The 22,800-nt window shown below is 48.0% G+C and carries 20 protein-coding genes; 5 read left to right on the forward strand and 15 right to left on the reverse strand.

Annotation, left to right across the window (positions count from 1 at the left end):
* The 5 genes from BLW97_RS19185 to BLW97_RS15900 form a co-directional block, all read left to right on the forward strand.
* The coding region (locus tag BLW97_RS19185) for an ATP-binding protein (protein ID WP_242947823.1) at positions 1–94 on the forward strand (94 nt) is incomplete at its 5' end.
* A 146-nt stretch (positions 95–240) separates the two neighbouring features.
* Positions 241–987, forward strand: a complete 747-nt coding sequence (gene fabG, locus BLW97_RS15885) for a 3-oxoacyl-ACP reductase FabG (RefSeq protein WP_207650633.1) — start codon at positions 241–243, stop codon at positions 985–987.
* Positions 984–1,676, forward strand: coding sequence for a cysteine hydrolase family protein (locus BLW97_RS15890; protein WP_075323892.1), 693 nt, complete (start codon positions 984–986; stop codon positions 1,674–1,676). The genes fabG and BLW97_RS15890 overlap by 4 nt, the downstream gene beginning before the upstream one ends.
* Before the next feature lie 358 nt (positions 1,677–2,034).
* Positions 2,035–3,453 carry an APC family permease gene (locus BLW97_RS15895; protein WP_075323893.1) on the forward strand — a complete coding sequence of 473 codons (1,419 nt, stop codon included), beginning with the start codon at positions 2,035–2,037 and terminating at the stop codon, positions 3,451–3,453.
* An 88-nt stretch (positions 3,454–3,541) separates the two neighbouring features.
* Positions 3,542–5,254, forward strand: coding sequence for a bifunctional protein-serine/threonine kinase/phosphatase (locus tag BLW97_RS15900; protein WP_075323894.1), 1,713 nt, complete (start codon positions 3,542–3,544; stop codon positions 5,252–5,254).
* 17 nt (positions 5,255–5,271) lie between these two features.
* On the opposite strand, the gene BLW97_RS15905 is transcribed toward BLW97_RS15900, so the two are convergent.
* The 15 genes from BLW97_RS15905 to BLW97_RS15975 form a co-directional block, all read right to left on the reverse strand.
* Entirely contained in the window at positions 5,272–5,829 is a 558-nt protein-coding gene (locus BLW97_RS15905) for a cupin domain-containing protein (protein WP_077218502.1), read from the reverse strand.
* Positions 5,830–6,047: 218 nt separating this feature from the next.
* Positions 6,048–7,556 carry an aldehyde dehydrogenase gene (locus BLW97_RS15910; RefSeq protein WP_075323895.1) on the reverse strand — a complete coding sequence of 503 codons (1,509 nt, stop codon included), beginning with the start codon at positions 7,554–7,556 and terminating at the stop codon, positions 6,048–6,050.
* 13 nt (positions 7,557–7,569) lie between these two features.
* Positions 7,570–8,682: an alanine dehydrogenase gene (gene ald, locus BLW97_RS15915; RefSeq protein WP_075323896.1), complete on the reverse strand. Its 1,113-nt coding sequence runs from the start codon at positions 8,680–8,682 to the stop codon at positions 7,570–7,572.
* Between the two features lie 8 nt (positions 8,683–8,690).
* Complete coding sequence (gene aptA, locus BLW97_RS19825) at positions 8,691–10,001, reverse strand: omega-aminotransferase AptA (protein ID WP_075323897.1); 1,311 nt, start codon at positions 9,999–10,001, stop codon at positions 8,691–8,693.
* A 12-nt stretch (positions 10,002–10,013) separates the two neighbouring features.
* Positions 10,014–11,282 (reverse strand): NAD(P)/FAD-dependent oxidoreductase, encoded by a 1,269-nt coding sequence (locus tag BLW97_RS19830; RefSeq protein ID WP_075323898.1) that lies wholly within the window; start codon positions 11,280–11,282, stop codon positions 10,014–10,016.
* A gap of 9 nt (positions 11,283–11,291) precedes the next feature.
* Positions 11,292–12,620: a glutamine synthetase family protein gene (locus tag BLW97_RS15930; protein ID WP_075323899.1), complete on the reverse strand. Its 1,329-nt coding sequence runs from the start codon at positions 12,618–12,620 to the stop codon at positions 11,292–11,294.
* A complete protein-coding gene (locus BLW97_RS15935) occupies positions 12,604–14,001 on the reverse strand; it encodes an aspartate aminotransferase family protein (protein WP_207650634.1) in 1,398 nt (465 codons plus the stop codon). Before BLW97_RS15935 ends, BLW97_RS15930 begins: the two co-directional genes overlap by 17 nt.
* Positions 14,002–14,022: 21 nt before the next feature.
* Positions 14,023–15,366, reverse strand: a complete 1,344-nt coding sequence (locus tag BLW97_RS15940) for a glutamine synthetase family protein (RefSeq protein WP_075323901.1) — start codon at positions 15,364–15,366, stop codon at positions 14,023–14,025.
* 54 nt (positions 15,367–15,420) lie between these two features.
* Positions 15,421–16,170 carry a gamma-glutamyl-gamma-aminobutyrate hydrolase family protein gene (locus BLW97_RS15945; RefSeq protein WP_075323913.1) on the reverse strand — a complete coding sequence of 250 codons (750 nt, stop codon included), beginning with the start codon at positions 16,168–16,170 and terminating at the stop codon, positions 15,421–15,423.
* A gap of 5 nt (positions 16,171–16,175) precedes the next feature.
* Positions 16,176–16,922 carry an SDR family NAD(P)-dependent oxidoreductase gene (locus BLW97_RS15950; protein WP_075323902.1) on the reverse strand — a complete coding sequence of 249 codons (747 nt, stop codon included), beginning with the start codon at positions 16,920–16,922 and terminating at the stop codon, positions 16,176–16,178.
* Positions 16,923–17,009: 87 nt separating this feature from the next.
* Positions 17,010–18,398, reverse strand: coding sequence for an APC family permease (locus BLW97_RS15955; protein WP_075323903.1), 1,389 nt, complete (start codon positions 18,396–18,398; stop codon positions 17,010–17,012).
* Between the two features lie 114 nt (positions 18,399–18,512).
* Complete coding sequence (locus BLW97_RS15960; RefSeq protein ID WP_075323904.1) at positions 18,513–19,592, reverse strand: ABC transporter substrate-binding protein; 1,080 nt, start codon at positions 19,590–19,592, stop codon at positions 18,513–18,515.
* Positions 19,593–19,652: 60 nt separating this feature from the next.
* Complete coding sequence (locus BLW97_RS15965; RefSeq protein ID WP_075323905.1) at positions 19,653–20,459, reverse strand: ABC transporter permease; 807 nt, start codon at positions 20,457–20,459, stop codon at positions 19,653–19,655.
* Positions 20,456–21,370: an ABC transporter permease gene (locus BLW97_RS15970; RefSeq protein WP_075323906.1), complete on the reverse strand. Its 915-nt coding sequence runs from the start codon at positions 21,368–21,370 to the stop codon at positions 20,456–20,458. Before BLW97_RS15970 ends, BLW97_RS15965 begins: the two co-directional genes overlap by 4 nt.
* A 2-nt stretch (positions 21,371–21,372) precedes the next feature.
* Positions 21,373–22,476 carry an ABC transporter ATP-binding protein gene (locus tag BLW97_RS15975; protein ID WP_143214942.1) on the reverse strand — a complete coding sequence of 368 codons (1,104 nt, stop codon included), beginning with the start codon at positions 22,474–22,476 and terminating at the stop codon, positions 21,373–21,375.
* Positions 22,477–22,800: the final 324 nt, after the last annotated feature.

The following is a 22,800-nucleotide window of genomic DNA, read 5'->3' on the forward strand; positions in this document are numbered from 1 at the left end:
GGCGCTTCTCGATCGACTGACCCACCACTGCGATATTCTGGAGACCGGAAACGATTCTTACCGGTTCAAAAAACGTCGCAGCCACCCCCTCTAAAACTGGTCAAAAATATACGCTGTTACCTGGTCATTTTTAAACGCTGTTTGACACCCTAAAAACATTTTTTGGGCATGGTTAATGCATCTGACATTCTTATCATGGGTAATTCTAGGGGGCAACTAATGTCAAAGCGTCGGGTGGCCATGATTACGGGGGGAGGGCGTGGAATTGGTAAGGGCATGGCTATGGCCCTGTCTGGTGCAGGTTACGATGTGGCAGTTGTCAGTCGTTCAAATGATTTCAGGGCAAGACTTGAGACTGAGTTCACTGAACAGCACCTGCCCAAGCCCCTCTGCCTGGAAGCAGATGTAACAGATTACCCAGCCATGCAAATGGCCGTAAAACGGGTTCAGGAATATTTTGGGGGGCTTGACGTAGTATGTGCAAATGCGGGTATTTTCCCTTCAGCAAGTCTCGAAGAGTTAACACCCGAAATTTTAGACGATATCTTTGCCATCAATGTTAACGGGACTATCTTTGCGGTGCAGGCAGCCTTGCCAGTGTTGAAAAAAAGCTCTGCTGGTCGAATCATTATTACTTCATCTATTACAGGGCCAATCACTGGCTTTCCTGGATGGTCTCATTACGGAGCCACTAAGGCGGCTCAATTAGGATTTATGCGCTCGGCAGCATTGGAGCTGGCCCCTTATGGTATTTCTGTCAATGCTGTTCTACCAGGAAATATTATGACCGAAGGGTTAGCCGCTATGGGGTCTGATTATGTAGCCAAAATGACGAAAGCCATTCCTATGAAGCGCTTAGGAGAAGTGGCTGACATCGGCGCGCTGGTGGTATTTCTAGCCAGTGAACAGGCTGGATATATTACTGGCCAGGGCATTGTAGTGGATGGTGGACAAATTCTCCCAGAATCTATGGAAGCAGTATTATGAATAAGCCTACCTTAGATTGGAAAAATCGTCACAGGTCTTTTTATTATGCTGATGCGGAAATTCCTGATTTGCAGGTGGATCTGCATCATATGGCCTTACTGGTGATTGATATTCAAAACGTATATCTTGAAGAACCTCCCCAGGAGCATGCCACCAGATCTGTAGATAATGTGTGGGCAGAATTTAGGGGCAGGCTACTACACCAAGTGATTCCCAATGCTAAAAGCTTGATTAATTTTTTCCGAGAAAAACACCTTCCTGTTTTTTTTGCCCGAATTGCTTGTCTCACAGAAGATGGCCGAGATCGGTCACTTAGTCAAAAGAGACCAGGATTTAACAATATTCTGTTACCATTTTTGAGTGATAAGTCCCAAATTGTAGATGAACTAAAACCACTCAACGATGAAATAGTAGTCACGAAAACTACAGATTCAGCAACAACAGGTACAAATTTAAGTTTGATATTTCGTAATATGGAAATTAGGCAAGTAGTCGTTTGTGGGATTTTTACAGATCAGTGTGTATCGTCAACTGTACGCAGTCTAGCGGATGAAAGTTTCGACGTGATATTGATAGAAGATGCGTGTACTGCGGCAACTCAGGAGCTGCACGAACGAGAGCTGGAAATAATCAACAATATATATTGTCAGGTAATTTTCCTTAATGAACTAAGGCTATTTATGGATTAGTTAAATGAGTAAAATTTATAGGCGTTATTGTCTTTCACGAAATCTAACGATATTCAGGCGACAAGTCTGAAATCGTAAGATGGTTTACAACTTACGGGGAAGATAGCATAGCAGTGAATATCCACCCTGTTATCTTGGACAAGTAAAGTGCTAGTAGTGCACTTTGACCCAGATGGGTGCAGGGCTGCTTTATATTGGTGCAGAAAACCCAAGCTTAGAATGGATCGTGCTGCATGAATGAAATTTTCCTATCTCAAACAAAAAGCTGATCATGTTTCCTGTTAGGAATGATATTTGCTTAACAAGAATGGTAGTTTCAACGGAGTATTTTGGAATAAACCTCGAGAGGTATTAAACAATGTCTACTGAAATGTTGGAAGGTACTAATTTAAAGGAATCCAGCCTTGGGTTTACTGAGGCTGTAGGGCAGTCTGTTGCGAATGTATCTCCCACGCTGACCCCGGTATTGAATATTGTTGCAGTGGTTTCGCTTGCAGGACTGGGAAGTTGGTTGGTCTACGGACTGGCTGCGATCGCATTGCTTTTTGTAGGCCTCAATATTGCCACTTTGGCTAGACGTTTCTCCGCAGCCGGATCATTCTTTGTATTTATTTCGCGTTCATTAGGCCCGTTACTTGGAGGAATGGCGGGGTTTGCTCTTGTTGCGGCGTATATCGCTTGTGCAATGGCAGTGCTTGCTGGGACCGGATTTTTTGTCAAGATTGGGCTCCACTCACTAGGATTCAATACTGCAAACTGGATTTTATATACTATTGTGGGGTTGTTAGCTGGTTATCTCTGTTACAAAGACATCAAGTTTTCTTCCCGATTAAGTGTTGGCATCGAAATTGTTTCGGTAACTATTATTTCGATTCTGCTGGTTATTTCTTGTGTAAGGCATCCTGAATTGATCTTGGATTCATCACAGTTTATGTTGAAGGGTGCGACTACACACGGGATGATGGAAGCGAGTGTTATGGCAATTTTTTCTTTCGTAGGATTTGAAAGCGCCGTCACCCTTGGTAAGGAAACCCGGTCTCCCCTGACAACCATTCCTCGTGCGGTGATTACGACTATGTTGGTGGCCGGAGGATTTTTCATGTTTGTGGCATATACCATGGTGATAGCTTATGGTAATAATGCAGCTGCTCTTGGCAATGATGCTTCTCCTCTTAAGGCTGTGGTCCAAGGTCTTGGGGGTGGCACTTCTGCAGTTTTCTTTGTTTATGTACTGGCTTCAGCAAGTGCCTTTGCCTGTGTTATAGCAAGCATTAATGCGGGAGCAAGATTGCTTTTTTCCATGGGGCGTTATCAGTTTATTCACCGTTCTATGGGTTTGGTTCACGTCAAACATCAGACACCCTATATAGCTATCCTTATTGCTACGGTTCTCGCCATTCTGGTCCCTCTTTTTTTGTTATCCCAAGGACCAATGAATACTTATGATATTACTGGGACGGTGTCTACCTTTGGATTTATTACGGCTTATATTCTTATCAGTATCGCTGCGCCCGTCTACTTGGCTAAGCAGGGGCAACTCAAAGTGCGTAACATATTTTATTCAGTAATTGGGGTTGTGGCTATGGGGGGGGCATTCTTTGGTGCACTATATCCTGTTCCTTCATACCCTTACAATATATTGCCTTACATCTATTTTGTTTACTTAGCATTGGGATTGGTTTGGTTGTTCAGAATTAAGAAAACTGCGCCACAGATACTGGAAAAAATGAGCGAAGATCTGGAATCGCAATCCTCTTATGTATTTCAGAGGAAGTAGTTTTTTAATCTATAATCCTGGTTCAGGATAATGTCAGCCCCCGGCTTATCCCGGGGGTTTTTATTAATTTATAGGGAGGTAGATTTCCATGTTTACCGGCGAATTTGAAGATGCTCAGGAAATTTTTGGAGAAGGTGGCCAATTGTTATATCGGGTTATCCAGTATTCAAAATCTGCATCAGAGTTCAAAGAAAATGAAGACTACCTTGCGTTTGCAGTAGGAGAAAGTAACCAAAGAGTGACACGAGGTAATTTATTGGTTCTGGCAGATGGGATGAGTGGCGGGAAAAGTGGACGTGTGGCATCTGAATTATTGGTCAGGCAATTGATCGAGGGCTATCAGCAACTTCCGAGCACATTTTCCATAGAACAGGCACTGGCGCGTAGTCTTGCTGCTGTGAATAAATCGCTTTACTGGCTTTCCCGAAGAGACCCAGATTTGGATGGTATGGCGGCGGTTTTTTGTGCAGTGGCTCTACGTGGTTGGGAGTGCTTTGTATGTTTTGCCGGAGATGTCCGTTGTTATCGATGGCGACACCAGCAGTTGCATTTGTTGACTACTGATCATGTGATGAAAATTGGCGGTGGTCACTTCATATCCAGAGCAGCCGGACTGGATGAGGCGTTACAGGCGGAGGTTGTCCAAGTAGATGTCGAAGATCATGATCTACTTTTGCTTCTTTCTGATGGTTGTTACAAATATCTGGCCGGAACAGAACTACGAGAAATTTTATTGTCAACCCCCTCAGCCATGGAGACGGCGCGACAGTTGGTTGACCTTGCTCGTGCGAACGGTTCTTCGGACGATGCTTCTGTAGGTATCATTGAGCTGGCGCAGCTTCCACGAAAAAGCTTAAGATTTTTTGAGGACACAATATTTTCTGTTCCAGTAGGGCATGTGCCTGCTTTGGGAGCGTTGATAGACGATTACAAAATTCAAAAAAAACTGCATGATGGATATTATAGTGCCTTATTTCTTGCTAGCGACCAGAAAAAGGATGGGGAATTGAAAGTGCTCAAATTTCCAAAGTCTACGGCGCAGGGGGATGAAAATGTACGAAGATCTTTCGCTAAAGAAAATTGGGTGGCGTCAATAGTCTCTAGCCCTTGGTTGGCTAGCTCCGGCGCTGATAATCGATCAATCAGTCAGGTCTATACGGTCTTCCCCTATTATCGAGGACAGACTTTGTCTGGTCGCATACGGCAGGGCATCGTTTCGTGGTCTGAAGGTCTGGATATTGCGCGCATGGTGGCGCATGGGTTGTATGAATTGCATCGCCTTCATATTTTCCACCGGGATGTAAAACCAGACAACATAATGCTTTTGGATGATGGTGGCGTCATTCTTCTTGATTACGGCTTTGCTCGGATACCTGGGGCTTTGGATCCTGCGCCTAAGGAAGCTCCAGGAACACTGGCTTACATGTCGCCGGAGATGTTCAGGGGCGGACTTGGTGATAGTCGATCTGATGTCTATGCATTAGGGGTAACACTTTACCGTATGTTTTCCCAAGATAAATCACCTATAGATACACATGGATACCGGTCTTTACGGAGATTTCGGGGAGACTGCCCAGGATGGCTGGATCGCATACTGGCAAAAATGATTGAAACGGATCCAAATGCACGTTATTCCGATACGCTTGAAGTACTTTATGATATGGATAATATGGAGAAGCTAAGCCAACTAGAAAGTTCTAGAAATTCAGAGCCACGATGGCCGATTCGAGAGGTGCTTGTTTTACGTATTTTGGTGCTGCTCTTAGTGCTCATCATACTCGTATTAATGGAGTTGCATTAACACTTACCATATTTAAATCAGAAACTCGGTGGACTATTGGCGCTGATGATTTCGCAAGTTTCAGAACCATTGTTTAGAAAGCGATGGGGAAGACGGCTGTTGAAGTAGTAACCATCGCCTTTATGCAGGGCTTCAACACGGTCGCCGACGGTTAGTTGAATGCTGCCCTTGATGACAATGCCACCTTCCTCACCTTCGTGTCGTAGCATGGATTCCCCTGTGTCTGCACCAGGCTCGTAGCATTCGTGCAGAATTTGCATCAACCTCCCTTTGGTTTTGCGGCCTAATAAGCGCATTATAATATTGTTACCTACAGCAATATCTGGCATTTCAGCGGCACGAAAAAAAACGTCTTCTGTAGGGACTAAATCCAGCGTGAAAAACTCGGATATGGATAAAGGAATACCATCCAGAATCTTTTTAAGAGAACTGATCGAAGGGCTGACACGATTCTGTTCAATCAGTGATATTGTACCGTTGGTAACACCTGCCCGTCGTGATAGCTCCCTTTGGGTTAAGCCATATATTTTTCTTACCAGCTGTAAACGCTGGCCTATGTCATCATTATCAATCACTGATCATTCTGCACTTTGCAGGAACAACACCCCAACAACAAGTATTTAATACATACTGGAATCTGCTCGGCCCAAATAGAAATAACACAGTCTAGGAAACCTCCTTGAAATGAGTTTGTACTGAATTATCATGCAGCATGATCAGGGTAAGTAAAACCCGCAACTCTTGTCATGAAATTATAACGACATGGCTGCGGGTAAAGCAAATGTGGTGTTCCTCAATTATCTGAATCAATGTGAACCCAGGTAGTCTTGAGGTCACTGTATTTATCCATGGCATGGAGGGACTTATCTCGGCCGAAGCCGGACTGTTTGAACCCTCCGAATGGAACTGTAGCATCTCCTTCCTCATAGGTATTGATCCACACAGTGCCTGCGTGAAGTTTTTTGGCCACTCGGTGAGCACGATGGATGTTGCTTGACCAAACTGCTGCACCCAAGCCATAAATGCTCTCGTTGGCGATCCGAATGGCTTCTTCCTCAGTATCAAAGCCCATGACTGACAAGACGGGACCAAAAATCTCTTCTTGAGCGATGGTCATGGTGCTGGTGACATCATCAAATATGGTGGGGGCCAGATAAAATCCTCCGCTCGCACTATGGAGCCGTTTCCCACCCATCCGGATGCGGGCTCCTTCTTGACTTCCACGCTGAATGTAGCCCATAACTCTTTGCATTTGCTCATCGCTGACAATGGCACCAATACGCGTCTCTGGATCCAAAGGATCGCCGGGTTGAAGATCCTTGCCAGCAGCAATTACCTTATCGACGAATATATCGCGAATAGTATTCTCTACGAGCAAACGTGATCCGGCGCTGCACACTTCACCCTGATTAAAGAAAATGGCTGTGCTAGCTGCTTCTGCTGCAGCATTTAAATCACTGCAGTCAGCAAAAACGATGTTGGGACTTTTCCCTCCGCATTCCAGCCAGACGCGTTTCATGTTGGATTGACCAGCATATTGCAGAAAATATTTTCCTACCTCTGTGGAGCCCGTAAAAGCAAGGCAATCAACGTCAGGATGCATGCCCAAAGCTTTACCCGCAGTCGGACCAAAACCCGGAAGTACATTGAGAACACCCGGAGGAATCCCAGCCTCTAAGGCGAGTTCCCCCAGTCGCAGGGCGGTAAGGGGAGACTGCTCCGCTGGCTTGAGAATAACACTGTTACCTGTCGCCAGGGCGGGGGCTACCTTCCAAGCGGCCATTTCCAGGGGAAAATTCCACGGGACTACGGCAGCAACCACGCCCAAAGGTTCCCGTGTAATCATGCCGATGGAATCAGAGCCTGTCGGTGCAATCTGATCATAAACTTTATCCACAGCTTCGCCATGCCAGGCAAAAGTTCGTGCGACGCCCGGTAGGTCAACGTGATAACTGTCGCGAATTGGTTTGCCGACATCCAGCGTTTCGAGCAAGGCCAGCTCCTTGCGATGGTTTTCGATGAGATGGGCAAGAGCGATGAGGCGTTTCCCACGTTCCCTCGGGGGTAAACCAGACCAGCGTCCATCATTGAAAGCAGTGCGGGCGCTGAGCACGGCCAGATTGACATCTTCGCTATCAGCTTCGGCAACTGCTGCAAGGGTTGAACCAGTGGCTGGGTTGATTGTGAGAAAACGTTTACCAGAAAGCGCATTCTGCCACTTTCCATCAATCAGTAGATCACACGGAAAATGTAATTTGCTGGCAAGTTCTGCCCAGTAGGATTTGTCAGGTAATGTATCCATCAGCACATCCTCCTCAAAGTAATGTTTCAACCGGTAGAAGGGGTTTGCCCAGCGCAGTAGCCACCGCCGGATGGACGATCTGCCCATCTGCCACGTTCAGTCCATTGCGCAGGTGAGGGTTGCTGGCCACCGCTTTCCGCCAGCCTAGATTTGCCAGACTCAGGGTGTAGGGAAGCGTGGCATTAGTCAGAGCATAGGTCGAAGTACGGGCGACGGCCCCAGGCATATTGGCAACACAATAGTGCACAATATTACTGATAACATAAGTGGGTTCGGCGTGCGTTGTGGGGCGGCTGGTTTCAAAACACCCTCCCTGATCAATAGCTACGTCGACCAAAACACTTCCCGGTTTCATGTGTTCCAGCATGGCTCGGGTGACCAGTTTGGGGGCGCTGGCACCCGGAACCAATACAGCGCCGATGACGAGATCCGCCTCAAAAACTGCCTCTTCAACCGATTCACTGGTGGCAAAAAGAGTTTTCAATGCCGGGCCATGGATTCCATCTATTTCAGCCAATCGAGGCAAGGATTTATCCAGGATGGTAACATCAGCGCCTAATCCGAGAGCAAGTCGAGCACTATTCAAACCTACAATGCCACCGCCGAGAACCACGACCTTGGCTGGCATGACACCGGGAACACCAGCCAGGAGAATACCGGCGCCTCCTGCCGTTTTTTCCAGGGAATGTGCGCCTACTTGCACAGCCATACGTCCGGCGACTTCACTCATGGGTGCCAGGAGTGGCAGACGCCCTTGAGCATCGGTAACGGTTTCGTAAGCGATAGCCACAGCGCCAGACTCCATCAGAAGTTCCGCCTGACGTGGATCCGGGGCGAGGTGAAGATAAGTAAAGAGCACTTGTCCTGGACGAAGACGCCGACACTCCTCAGCTTGAGGCTCTTTTACCTTGACGATCATTTCTGCTTCGCCAAACACTGTAGCGGGGTCATTCACAATGCGTGCGCCCGCGCGTTGGTAATCTTCATCACTTTTGCCAATTCCCATTCCTGCCTGGTGTTCCACGATGACTTCATGACCGTGTGTACACAGTTCTCGTACTCCGGCGGGTGTCATTCCGACGCGATACTCGTTGTTTTTGATTTCCTTGGGTATGCCAATTTTCATATAAAACCTCATGCAGTGGTGCGCAAAACATCGCGCAGAGTGTGGAAAATACGATCCATGTGGGAAGGCTCAATAATGAGAGGTGGCGACAGAGCAATCGTATCGCCGGTGAGACGGATCAGGAGCCCCCGCTTCAAGGCTTCCCGCATGATGTCATAGCCGCGAGAGCCTGCTGCGCCCGAACGGGGTTTCAGTTCGATGGCGGCCATGAGACCAAGGTTGCGTACATCGACGACATGGGGTTCTCCGCTGAGACTGTGTACCATCTCTTCAAAAGCTCCCGCCATCTTGGCTCCCCGGGTCAATAACTCCTCGTTCTCGTAGATATCCAGAGCTGCTAGCCCTGCCGCACAGGCCAAGGGATGCCCGGAGTAGGTGTAACCATGGAAAAACTCAATTTGTTCGATCGGTCCGTTCATTAAAGTGTCATAGATAGCGTTACTGGCAAAGACGGCACCCATGGGAACAGCCGCATTGGTCAAGCCTTTGGCGGTGGTCAAAATATCCGGGATGACATCAAAAAACTGACTGGCGAAAGGGGTGCCCAGACGCCCAAAGCCGGTGATGACCTCGTCGAAAATCAACAGGATGCCATGCTTCGTACAGATTTCCCGAAGACGTTGCAGGTACCCCGCTGGCGGGACAATGACGCCAGCCGATCCAGCGACGGGTTCGACGATGACAGCGGCAATACGTTCTGCGCCATGCTTTTCGATGAGCTGATTTAAAGCGTCGGCACGTTCTACGCCAAAATGGGGCAGACCTCGGGTGAAACGGTTTTGTTCCTGATCCAGGGTGTGTGGCAAATGATCCGTATGCAACAAATTGGTGAAAGCACGCCGGTTATTGGGTAAACCACCGACTGAAATGCCACCAAAACCGACGCCGTGATAGGCTTTTTCGCGACCGATGAGCAAGTTACGTTCCTTGTCGCCGCGAGCATAGTGATAAGCCAGAGCAATTTTGAGAGCGGTATCTGCAGATTCAGAGCCGGAGTTGGTGAAAAATACGTGGTCCAGACCTTGAGGACTATGTTGGATCAAGCGTTCAGCAAAGATAAAAGGGAGCGGATGCCCCATTTGAAAGGTGGGCGCAAAATCCATTTGCGCACTTTGCTTGGCGATGGCCTCCTGAATTTCTGTTCGACAATGTCCCGCGTTAACGCACCATAGCCCTGCCGTAGAGTCGAGGATCTCTCGTCCTTCCGTATCCCAGTAATACATACCCTGAGCTTTTTCCAGGAGACGTGGGGCCGACTTGAATTGACGGTTGGCGGTAAAGGGCATCCAAAAGGCTTGTAGTGAAGGTGTTGTGGACATGTCAGTCTCCTATTACAAAAGATCCATGAGGCGAAACGCGGTGGTGGCAAGCAAGAGGGTGGGGGTGCGGAACCAGGGGCCGCCAGGAAACTTGTGGTGAGGGATGCGTGCGAACACATCGAAGTCGGTGGACTGTTTGGCTATGATCTCTGCCATCAGTTTACCGGCCCATCCAGTAAGTGCCACGCCGTGTCCTGAAAAACCCTGAGCGAAAAAAATATTGTCATTAATGCGTCCAAAATGTGGTGCACGATTGCGGGTGATAGCGACGTTGCCACCCCATGCATAGTCGGCTTGTATTCCTGATAGTTGAGGAAAAACCTGGCGCATTCTTCGCAACATGGCTTCTTTTAGCTGCGGTGGAGGCAATGTTGAATAACTCACACGGCCTCCAAAAAGGAGCCGATGATCTTCTGACAAGCGGAAGTAATCCAACACAAAATTGAGATCAGCTACGGCAGCGAGACTGGGAATCAGAGCATGGGCGCGGCGTTCTCCCAATATTTCGGTAGCAGCAATATAAGTACCCACGGGCATGACATATGCGCTGATATCGGGAAGCAGCTTTCCCAGATAGGCGTTACCACAGACCAGCAGAAAATCGGACTCTACTTGCCCTTTATCGGTTTGAATAAGAATTTTCCGACCTGGATTGATTTTTTTGACAGGGCTATGCGCATATAAATTCGCTCCAGCGTCAATGGCCGCCTGGGCCAGACCAAGGGTATAGTTGAGAGGGTGGAGTTGACCTCCCTCGGGGTCAAAAAGCGCTGCCCTATAACGAGGACTATCGATTGCTGTGCGGAGTGCCTCACCCCTCAAAAGTTGGGTAGCAGGATAATCCATTTGCTCCAGTGCATGCTGCCAATGCTCGAGCTCTTTAACCTGGCGATCCTTGATGGCTGCATGCAAATATCCCCAGTGTAAGTCGCACTGGATATTGTGTTTTTCAACTCGTTGACGGATGGTTGCAATGGCTTCCAGAGAAAAATTCCAGAGAGTCTGCGCAGTTGAGCGGCCAACTAATTTTTCCAGTGCGGGCAAATCGATAGCGAGACCAGGCACGATTTGGCCACCATTGCGGCCCGATGCTCCCCAACCAATTTCCTGAGCTTCCAGCAAGGTGACGGTATATCCGCGCTCAGCCAGATTCAGGGCTGCTGATACGCCAGTCAGACCACCGCCTATCACTGAAACGTCTGTTGATACCGAACCATCCAAAGGTAAGAGCGCCATGGATTGATTACGGGTGGCTTGATAGTAATTATCGGTGCGTTGCATGAATAACCCTTAGCCGCGTTCGAAATACCAGGCATACTCAAGTGGATGATAGGTATTTTGCATTACCTGTAATTCATGTCTTTTGACCGTTTCGAAAAGGCGGATAAAGGGTTCGCCAAACAATGACGCTAGGTGCTGACTATCGTGTAGATACTGCAGCGCAGTTTGCCAATCGCGTGGAATCGGACGTTCAGATTCATTCGCCAGGTGTTCGTAGGCATTACCTGATATCGGCGGTGGTGCGCATAATTGATGTTGCAGACCATGCAGGATGCCGCCGAGTACAACGGCCAGCACCAGATAGGGATTGGCATCGGCACCAGCAAAGCGATGTTCTATGCGCAGTGCTTCAGGGGGGGAGCGGGGAATGCGCAAGGCCGCAGTACGGTTGTTTTCGCCCCAGCAGGCAAGGGTGGGCGCATATGATCCAGCTTGAAAGCGACGATAAGAATTCCCATGGGGGGCTAGCAGAGCTACTGATTCAGGCAGGGTATCGAGCAGCCCTCCCAAGGCATATTGGAGTAATTCTCCATTCTGGGAGAAAGCATTATGCCCTTTATCGTCAACCAGGCTCACGTGGATGTGCATTCCTGAACCGGCTTCCTCTGCATAAGGCTTGGCCATGAATGAGGCAGTGCAGGCGCATTCAGCGGCTATTCCTTTGATGACCCGTTTTAAGGACCAAGCGTCATCAGCAGCCAGGAGAGCGTCTGTACGGTAATGCAGGTTGACCTCAAATTGGCCGTGAGCATTTTCTGAAACGACAGCTTCCAGAGGCAGATCATATGCGGTACAAGCCTTATCCAGTAAAGCAAAAAATCGAGCGTGCGTATCAATGCTTTCGAGATCGTAGACTTGAATGTCACCTTTCGCATGGGAGGTTGACGGCACGCCTGGAAGGCCTTGATGGTTTGGAATGAGATAAAACTCCAGCTCGAAAGCCGCTTGCGGATGCAGTCCAAGTTTCGCCAGGTCAGCTATCATCCTGGAGGCAAGGGCGCGTGGCTCGCCGAAAAAACCCGTGCCAGTATCGGATGACATTGTCAGGAGGAGATCAGCGGAGGCCTCCCGCCAGAGGGCAGGGCGATAACTACTTTCCAGGGCAAAGCAAGGATGATCGGCGTCACCACACTCCCAAACCAAACCGGATGCTTCTACTGTGTTACCCGTGATGTCCAGAGCAAAAATAGAAGCGGGTAAACTGATCCCATTTTGGAGTACCTTGTCGAGCATGGCGAAGGGAATGCGTTTCCCGCGCGCCAGTCCATTCATATCCGGCAGAATCAGATCGACTGTCTGCGGTGGATATTGGGTGAGATAGTCATGCGCTGCGGACATGATGGCTTCCTTCGGGGGCGTGGTTTTGTAAGTCTGACCAGGTAAGATCCAGGGCCAAGCTTGCCTTGCTGATTAATTCGTCCACGTGTGCGGGTGTAAAAATCAAAGGGGGTGAAATAATCATAGTGTCGCGCACCGCCCGCATGACCAAGCCGTTGGCAAAACAATGATTGCGACAGCGGGTACCGACTTCCCCAACGGCAGAGAAAAAACGGCGGGGGGATTTGTTTTTTACCAATTCGATCGCACCCAGAAGGCCTACCCCACGCACTTCTCCAACCAGCGGATGAGTTTCCAGCTCCCTTAGACGTTCTTGCAGATAGGTGCCAACCCTGTCTGCATTATCCACCAGTTTTTCTTCTTCAATAATACGCAGGTTTTCCAAAGCAACTGCTGCCGCGACCGGATGACCGGAATAGGTGAAACCATGCTCGAATTCACCACCCTTATGAATGATGGTTTCCGCCACACGATTTCCAACCATCACTGCCGAAATGGGTAAGTAACCCGAGGACAAGCCTTTAGCCAAGGTCATCAGATCGGGTTTGATATCGTACCGTTCAGAAGCAAACCACCTTCCAGTGCGGCCAAACCCGGTGATGACTTCGTCAGCGATGAGCAGGATGTCATATTTTTTACAGATGCGTTGTATTTCTGGCCAATAGCTTGACGGCGGGATGATCATGCCTCCGGATCCCTGTACAGGTTCTCCGATAAAAGCTGCCACCCGGTGAGCTCCTAGCTCCTGTATCTGTATTTCAAGGGCCTGAGCAGCCTCGCGGCCAAAGTCGTCGAGATCAGTGACGGGAGATTCGGCTCCAAAGCTGTAGGGCGCACGGACATGGGCAAAACCAGGAAGGGGAACACCACCCTGTCCGTGCATGTGGCTACCGGAAAGACTGGCAGTAACATTGGTACTGCCGTGATAGCCATATTGCCGACCAATGATGATTTGACGTTCTGGTTGTCCCTCGAGCTCCCAGTAGTAGCGAACCATGCGTACAATAGTGTCATTGGCCTCTGAGCCAGAGTTTGCGAAAAAAACATGGTTCAGCCCATCTGGAGTGAGTTCTACCAAACGTGCCGCCAGCTCAATGCTTGGTACGGTTGCCGTTTTAAAAAAACTATTATAATAAGGGAGTTGTTGCATTTGTCGGGCAGCAGCTTCGGCCAGCTCGCGTCGCCCATAACCGACGTTTACACACCATAAGCCAGCCATACCATCGAGAATTTTTCGATCATCGATATCCCAGATATAAGGGCCTTCCGCATGGGTGATAATGCGGGCACCTCCTTCTGCAGCCAAAGTCGCGGTGTTCGTGAAGGGGTGCATATAGTGGTCCAGATCGCTCTGACGCAATTGTTCGGCATTGGGATTCACAATTAACCTCCATATTAAAAATTAAACATTGAGAAGCAAGTGCTCTCGCTCCCAGGAACTGATGACGTGGAGATAAGTTTCATATTCCAATCGTTTAACTGCAGAAAACACCTGAACAAAACGTTCGCCCAGAAGTTTTTGCAGGTTCTGACTGTGCTCCATCAACTTTAATGCATGAGAAAGTTCACGGGGCAGTGCGTAGGGGAGATTGTAGGCAGACCCACAATGGGGCGGGGTGGCCTCAAGTTGTTCTATCATCCCTAAATAACCACAAGCCAAAGAGGCAGCAATGGCGAGATAGGGATTGGCATCAGCACCGGGTACGCGATTTTCGACCCGAAGATTGCTGGGGTCGGCGTGAGGAACTCGCAGACCGCAGGTCCGATTGTCGTATCCCCACTGAAAATTGATGGGCGCGTCGGAATGTCGGGTCAATCGTCGATAGGAATTGACGTTTGGGGCAAAAATTGCCATAACTGCCGGCAAGTATTTTTGAAGACCACCGATAAATGCATAAAAGGCTGGACTAGCCTGTCCGTTTTTAAGAGAAAAAAGGTTCTCACCCGTATGTTGATCAACGATGCTCTGGTGCAGATGCATGGAGCTGCCAGGCTCATTTTCCATGGGTTTGGCCATGAAAGTAGCATAAATATCGTGTCGCAGAGCGACTTCCCGAACTGTACGCTTGAAAAGAAAAACCTGATCGGCAAGTTGTAAAGGATTGCCGTGCAAAAAATTGATTTCTACTTGCCCAGCGCCTTCCTCATGAATGAGTGTGTCAGTATCCAGTCGCTGCATATCGCAAAAATCATACATTTCTTCAAAAAGTGGGTCGAATTCATTGACAGCATCAATACTGTAAGACTGCCGCCCGGATTCCTGACGTCCTGAGCGCCCTACCGGCGAAGCCAGTGGGTAGTCGGGATCGGTGTTACGCGCCACAAGATAAAACTCGAGTTCAGGAGCAATGACCGGTATCCAACCTCGTTCACTGTAGAGATCGAGGACCGCACGTAGCACCGTGCGCGGGGCAATGGAGACTGCCTCGCCATTGATATATTGACAGTCATGAATAACTTGTGCGGTTGGCTCTTTGGCCCAAGGAACCAAGCGAATGGTGCTTTCATCCGGCACCAGTTGCATATCGATGACTGCAGGATCAGAGCCAGTTTCATCATCCTCGGGATATTCCCCTGTCACCGTCTGAGTGAATATGGCTTCAGGCAGTCGCAAGGTCCCTCCTTTGAGGTACTTGTTGGCGGGTACGATTTTACCACGGGGAATGCCGGTGAGATCTGGAACAAGGCATTCCACTTCAGTAATGCCGTGTTCCGCAAACCACGCTTTAAATGCTTCAGAGACCATCGCGTTCACCATTGTCTATAATATTAAACACACTAACCACAAATACAGGATTTGTCAAGATAAACGTGAATAATTTGATTGATATTTTATGGCAGCAGCAATAAAATCGCGCCACAGTTTTTCTTGGCAAGAATAGTCTTTGCTGACCAGCTCAGGGTGCCATTGCACGGCGATGCACCAGTAATGTTCCGGGATTTCCAGCGCTTCGATTAGACCATCGGCGGCAGTGGCTGCAATCTGTAAACCTTCGCCGACACGATCTATGGCTTGATGATGCCAGGAGACGATTTCCATGGGACCAGGGCCAACAATTTCACCCAGCCGACTCTTGGGGCGGATTGTTACCGGGTGCGGCAAGGGACCGGGAACTTGACTGCGATGGATGATTGTTTCGCCAAAAGCTTCAGGTAAATGGACATGTAAATTGCCTCCATAAGCTATATTCAGCATCTGCATGCCCCGACAGATAGCCAGAAGCGGTATTTGTCGAGGCAGAGCAGCATTGATCAAAGCCAGATCGTAACTATCTCTCACTTCATTTTGCCCATATAGTTCTGGATGTTCAGCATTACCGCCATAAAGCGCAGGCGAAATATCTCCCCCACCGGTGAGCACCAAACCATCCAGGCGATCCAGGATCTGAGGAATAAGATTTTCAACGGGAGGAAGCAAGACGGCGAGACCTCCTGCCCGGGTTACCGCAAGTTCATATTCATGGGGCAGCGTGTATCGCCCCTGCGCATCCGCAGCATAGGTAGTAAGGCCTATAAGCGGATACTGCTTTGGCTGCATCGATGTGGACATTGTCTTCATGCGCGACGGTAGACCTTGTCAATACGAGCCTGATCCAGCGGACGCACGACCATCATATCTATGTTGACGTGGGATGGTCGGCTGACAGACCAAACGATAGCCTCGGCAATGTCTACAGCCGTCAGTGGCTCCATTCCCTCATACACACTGCTCGCTTTGGCGGCGTCCCCGCCAAAGCGGACGAGACTGAACTCGGTTTCAACAAAACCTGGATCGATTTCCGTCACACGGATAGGCTTGCCAAGCCACTCAAGACGCATGGTTTCGCTGATGGCACGAACAGCATGTTTGCAGGCCGTATAACCGGCTCCACCCGCATAGGTCTCAAATCCTGCAACACTGCCGATGTTGACCACATGTGACACGAGTTCTGGTTTTGTGAGCAGGCGAGGATATAAGGCCTTGCTCATACGCGCGAGCCCTAACACATTGGATTGATACATGTCCAACCATTGGGTCTCATTCAGGCTGGCAATCGGTTCCAATCCTAATGCACCGCCTGCATTGTTAACCAAAACTTGTACGCTTTCAGGTAATTCGCTGACAAAATGCTGAACAGAATGGCTCTGAGTGACATCCAGAGGCAAAGCAATAGCCCCATATTGCTCTGCTAGAATCTTTAATCGGCTCATACGCCGTGCGCCCATATACACGGTATAGCCGGCCTCGCAAAGCAAGCGGACGGTTTCTGCACCAATGCCGGAAGATGCACCGGTCACCACAGCTACTTTACTACTCGACATATCAAACTCCTCAGTTGAGTGGACTGGGGAATGCCAGAAAACTGTTTTCGCATTCCCAGTCCGGGTTGGGTGATTCAGGAATGTATCTCAGGCACTTTCCGGACTCATAATCGGTTGGGATGGACTGCTGGTGTCTTTTTTTCTAGTCCGAAAAAACACCAAACCAATGACCAGTCCGCCAATACCGACCAGATTCGTGATGGTGCCAAACGTGGTGACGGCATAAGCCGCCATAATAAATAAAAATACGCCGCTGATTCCGGGAAAAGCGCTGAAAGCCAAGCCCCGGTACCAGGAAATCTTGAAGCTGTCACGCATCATCCACGCGGCAGCCATACCGGCAAGTCCGTAGTAATAGGCTACCTGGATGCCGATGGCATTGACGGAGTCATTGATGATAGTACTGATAGATGGCATGAAAGAGGATGCCCAGAGTGTCGCTACTCCCAATACAATCAACACATACATGGCACGAACCGGTGTTTGAGTGCGCTTGTCAACGACGCCTAGATAACGGGTAAAAGCGCCATCGCGACCCATGGCAAACAAGGTTCTGGAAAATTGCAACATGGTGGTTTCCAGTGTGGCAATAGAAGAGAGGATAACGGCTATGGAGGCCAATAACCCTCCAGTTCGACCCAGTCCAGATGCTATGGCAATGTTGTAGACAATATTGTCACTAAGACCTGAAGCATCTTTAACAGAAAAAAGGAAAAGTGCTGCGAGTGTAAAAGCAACATAAAAAGTGATGGTCACAAATACACTGCCAAAACCGCCATTACCGGCATTTTTTTCGCCCTTTTTTGTCTCTTCACTGAGATTGGAGGTCACGTCCCATCCCCAGTAAAAAAAGATGACTACCAGTGCTGATTCCGCGAAGGCAGCAGGAGTGTAGTCAAAACCAAACCACTTCCAGGAAAAGGCATTGACAGCACCATGTACACCAATATGGATGAAAGCAGCTATACCCACGGCACCTAATATGATGAGTTCAATGCTGCTCATGATCATTTGCAGCTTGCTGGTGAGTTTGATGCCGGTAATGAGTACCAGAGCGATGAGCAGAAACCACAAGGTTGCAACTGATGTGGTTACGACGACACTATTAGTGAGCTGTGGTGCAATATAATCCAGAGTTGATGTGGCAATCGGCATGCTGCCAGTGACCATGAAGACCATGGATGCCACCAGCAGTGCCCAGCCCGACAGAAAACCTGTCAGGCGCCCGAACAGATGTGAGGTCCACTCATAAGCGGCACCGGCGTTGGGCATGCGTTGATTGAGAAGTTTGTAGGCCAACGCGATACCCAGCATGGGAATGGCAAAAATCAGCAGACTTCCCGGTGCCAGAACCCCTGCTGTACTAATGAGCGCAGCGGTCGTGGCAGCAATAGTATAGGCAGGTGCACTCCCTGCAATACCCATGACGATGGATTCGAGAAAAGAAAGACTATCTTTACGCAGTTCTGATTTCATGGTAATTCTCCAAAATTATCTTGCAGGTTCATATCCTGCGATGCTGCTGAATTAACACCTAAATAAATTAACACTACATTGCTGAGTGGATGAAAAAAATGTCTTCACTAATGGCTATTGACTTCGCACAGCTGTCCAAATCTGGTCGTATTCTTGCAGTTCTTTACCCGACAACTCAGGTAGATACTTCAAGTGCGCCAGTACCTCTTTTGGGGGAAGATAGTAAGGGGTTTTTAATAATGGTTTTAGATAAGGTATAGAGGCCTGATTGGGGCTCGCATAGTTATTATAATTGGAAAGCTCAGCACCAATTTTTGGGCTCAAGATGAAGTTGATGAAATCATAGGCCAGCGCCTTGTCCGGTGCATTCTTGGGAATGCACATGTTGTCTACCCATATTTCAGCGCCAGATTTTGGCAAAATATAGCGAATATGGGCAAATTTTTTGGGATGTTTGAGGATGTCGTAAGAAATAGTGCCACTAAACATGATGCCAGCAGCGATGACGCCTTTTGTTAGGGCATGACGTGCGGGAGTACCGTCAAGAAATCCTACAAAATTGTGGCGTTTCTCTGTTGCAACAATGAGTTTTGCGGCTTTTTCCCAGTCAGCCGTTCCGGTGCAGTTGAATCCATAACCCAGGTAGGCACAAGCTGCACCGATGGTATCCTGTCCACTGCCTCCCATCAATGCAAAAGGATACTTATCATTGATTTTGTGATCAAAAAGTAAAGCCCAGCCATCGGTCTTGGGCGGTAAGTTGACCTTGGCGCTGTCATAACCGATGCCCGTCATACCCCATTGGTAGGGCACACTATAAGTGTTGTGTGGATCGTATTCCGGATTTTTAAATTGCGGCAAGAGATTCTTCAGGTTAGGAAGTTTATGCGAATCTAACTTGCTTAGCAAGCCCGCATCAATCATGCGCTTGATGTAGTAATTGGATGGCACAACAATGTCATACTGAGAGTCTCCGCCGGCTTCAAGCTTGGCAGCCATTTCTCCCAAAGAGTTATAATAATTCTGTACAACTTTACAGTGATATTTGGCCTCAAATTTTTTGATGATTTTTGACGACATATAATCAGTCCAGTTATATAAATACAAGGTAGGTTCTGCGCAGGCAATGGCAGGCACTGCTGTTCCAGCCAAAAAAATGGCCAGGCGTATATTTTTCGTGATAGATTTTTTCATTGCTGTATTCTCCATGTGCGATGTGATGGGCGGTTGAACGAAATTGAGTATTAACAGGTTTTAGGTTGGTTTGTTATCCTTGCGTAAAATAGTTCCAATCAAGGATATGGCAATGCTGGCAAGCACCAGAACCGATGCGATAGCATTAATTTCCGGTGTTACCCCTTTTTTTGCGATGGCTCCATAGATGTAAATGGGAACAGTGACACTGGCAGGACCTGCGGTGAAAAAACTGATCACCAGATCGTCCAGTGAAAGTGTAAATACGAGCAAAAAACCACCCAATAAGGTTGGGCCAAGTAGTGGTAAAAATAAATAGCGAATAGCCTGTTTCGTATCTCCATAAAGATCGTGAACGGCATGTCGCAGTTCAGGATCCATGCTGCGTAATTTGCTGTATACCAATAGTGCAATATAAGGTAACTCAAAAGTGACATGAGCAATGATCATAGTCACCAATCCAGCCTTAAATAAACCTGTATGCTTGTGTATTATGTTAAAGAAAATCATGTCGGCGATGCCAAAAATAATGCTTGGCATGATAATTGGAAGATACACCAAATAGCTTAAAACAGACCTGAATCTGGCAGTCATTTGGTGAAGCCCATAGCCCAGTAGTGCACCCAGAAAGGTGGCGATGAGCGCTGAACCTCCAGCCAACAATAATGAGGTTAGAAATGCGGAGCGAATAATGGCTGAGTGGGCTATTACTGCATACCAGTGGCCTGTCATTCCTCCAGAAAGGCCACTAACCCCGGATTTTGCAAACGAGTATAAAAATATAATTGCCAACGGACCATAAAGAAATATATAGGTGAACCAGGCAATTCCCATGCTACCGTTTAAATATATTGAACGATTCCTCATAACATCGGTCCTTGTGCAGTACCACTGAGTTTGGACAGTAGTCGTAAAGCGGCAAGTAGCAGGAAAGACATGAGAATGAGCAATACTGACAAGGCAGCACCATAGGGCCAATTGGGAGTGGTGGAAAACTGATCAGCAATGAGATTTCCCAGCATGAGAGATTTATTGCCTCCCATCAGCTCTGGAATGATGTAGTTGCTGAAAGATGGGATCAACACCAGAACGACACCCACCAGCACTCCACCCATACTTTGAGGAAGGATAACTCTCAAAAAAATGTCTATTGGTCGGGCATAGAGATCGGTGGCAGCGTCAGTCAGTGACCAGTCCATGCCCTCAAGTGCGGCATAAATGGGAATGACCATATAGGGAAGATAGCTGTAAATTAAGCCAATGAAGACCGCTAAGGTGCTAGGGTACAAACCCATGTCCTGATCTATCCAACCCAGTTTGACCGCTAAATGAGAAAGGAAAGTATTGGGTCCCAGTAATTCCATCCATGCATAAGCCCGGACTACTTGATTCGTCCACGATGGCAAGATAATTAATATCAGCAGGAGTGGCTTGAGATAGTTTTTCGATTTGGCGATGAAAAATGCCACTGGAAAGGCCACGATCAGGCTGACCAAGGTGGTCAGTAGTCCCTGCCATAGGGAGCGCAGAATAATATGAATATTGGCCGCCGACCAGCCCAGAAAATTAAAGCCTGCCACTTCGCGAAGAGCATGCAGGGTAATGGGTAAAGTGGGAAGTCCATAGGGATTGGTGGAAGTTAGGGCAATGGGCAGAAACAACAAACTGGGTAAAAGTAGAAATGCGATAATCCATCCTAGACCAGGAAGCGCCAAAACAGAGCCCGGATTTTTTTTGAATGAACTAAAATGGATTCCTTTCGCAAACACCCTGGCCACGATTACTCCTCCAAAGGAATGAGATCAGTTTTGGAAAACACTACGTCCACGGGCATCCCTGGATTTCGTTGATGATGTACTGGCGACTGATCTGAAACCAAAAGCTCTATACCATTTTGCAATTCGACCACGTAGTCTGTATGAGCACCCTTGTACAGGCGGTCCTTGATTACTCCACGATAATTAGTCATGGAATCTTCAGGTGGATACTCATTCGGAGAAAACAGAGTGATGCGCTCAGGATGAATGGTAAGGTGATGCGCAGAGGATGAGTATGCAGGGATATGGGTCAATGCATTTTTTCTGATGATATTCTGCAGACCTAAAAACCGTGCAACAAAAACAGTTCTGGGATGCTCATAAAGCTCACATGCACTTCCAGTTTGCTGAATTCTTCCATGCTGCATAATACCGATCTTGTCGCTCATGACCATGGCTTCATGTTGATCGTGTGTGACAAAAATAAAAGTGATTCCAGTGGATTTCTGCAATCTCGATAATTCTATTTGTAGTTCTCGACGGAGTTTGGCATCTAAAGCAGAAAGTGGTTCATCGAGCAGTAATACTTCTGGTTCATTGATTAGTGCTCTTGCTAAGGCAACGCGTTGTTTTTGACCCCCAGATAGTTCCGCTGGATGCCTGTCTGCCAGTTGCTCAATTTGCATCCCGGCCAACATTTCATCCACTTGCTGTCGTCGTTTGAGCGGCTGCATTTTTTTCATTTTCAGTCCAAATTCAATATTTTTACGAATCGTCATGTGTGGGAAAAGGCAGTAAGACTGGAAAACCGTATTCACAGATCGACGGTATGCGGGGATACCTAAAATGGATTTGCCGGCGATGCGAATATCTCCAGCATCAGGCCGGTCAAAACCTGCGATCATCCTGAGCAAAGTGGTCTTGCCACATCCTGAGGGACCTAATAAAGAGTAAAAACAACCAGGTTCTATGATTAGACTGATGTCGTCAGTGGCGACCAGGCCATTACTAAAGGTTTTATCCACATGAACCAGTTCAACCCCACCCTTAATATGTGGCTTGACTTTGTTTGGCATCTCTGGACTTGACCCCTGAGAGACAAAAATGCGTTCTGCAACTGAAGCCATGTTCGATTGGCCTTCCTTCCAAGAGCGTGTTTAAATTATTAAGCAGATATTGTGCCAAGTGACTTTGCTATCTGTCGTTGGGTTACGCGCTGATTATGTGCGCCTTAATAGGGCAAGTGGCATCCGTATGGTGCACTATTTTCTGCACTTGCCCGAAAATGATGCAAAGCAGCTGAAAATTTTGATGACATCCTGCAACCCTTGTAAGAGCATGCACCATGATTCAATGTTAATGTCTGCCAAGGTTGGCCCAGGATTTGCTTGTTTTGTCTGTAGTAATTCCCGTCCAGGCGGTTTTCAGGAACCCGTACGCTTACAAGGAGT

Origin of the sequence: Acidithiobacillus albertensis (assembly GCF_001931655.1) — a bacterium.
GTDB classification, from domain to species: Bacteria; Pseudomonadota; Gammaproteobacteria; order Acidithiobacillales; family Acidithiobacillaceae; genus Acidithiobacillus; species Acidithiobacillus thiooxidans.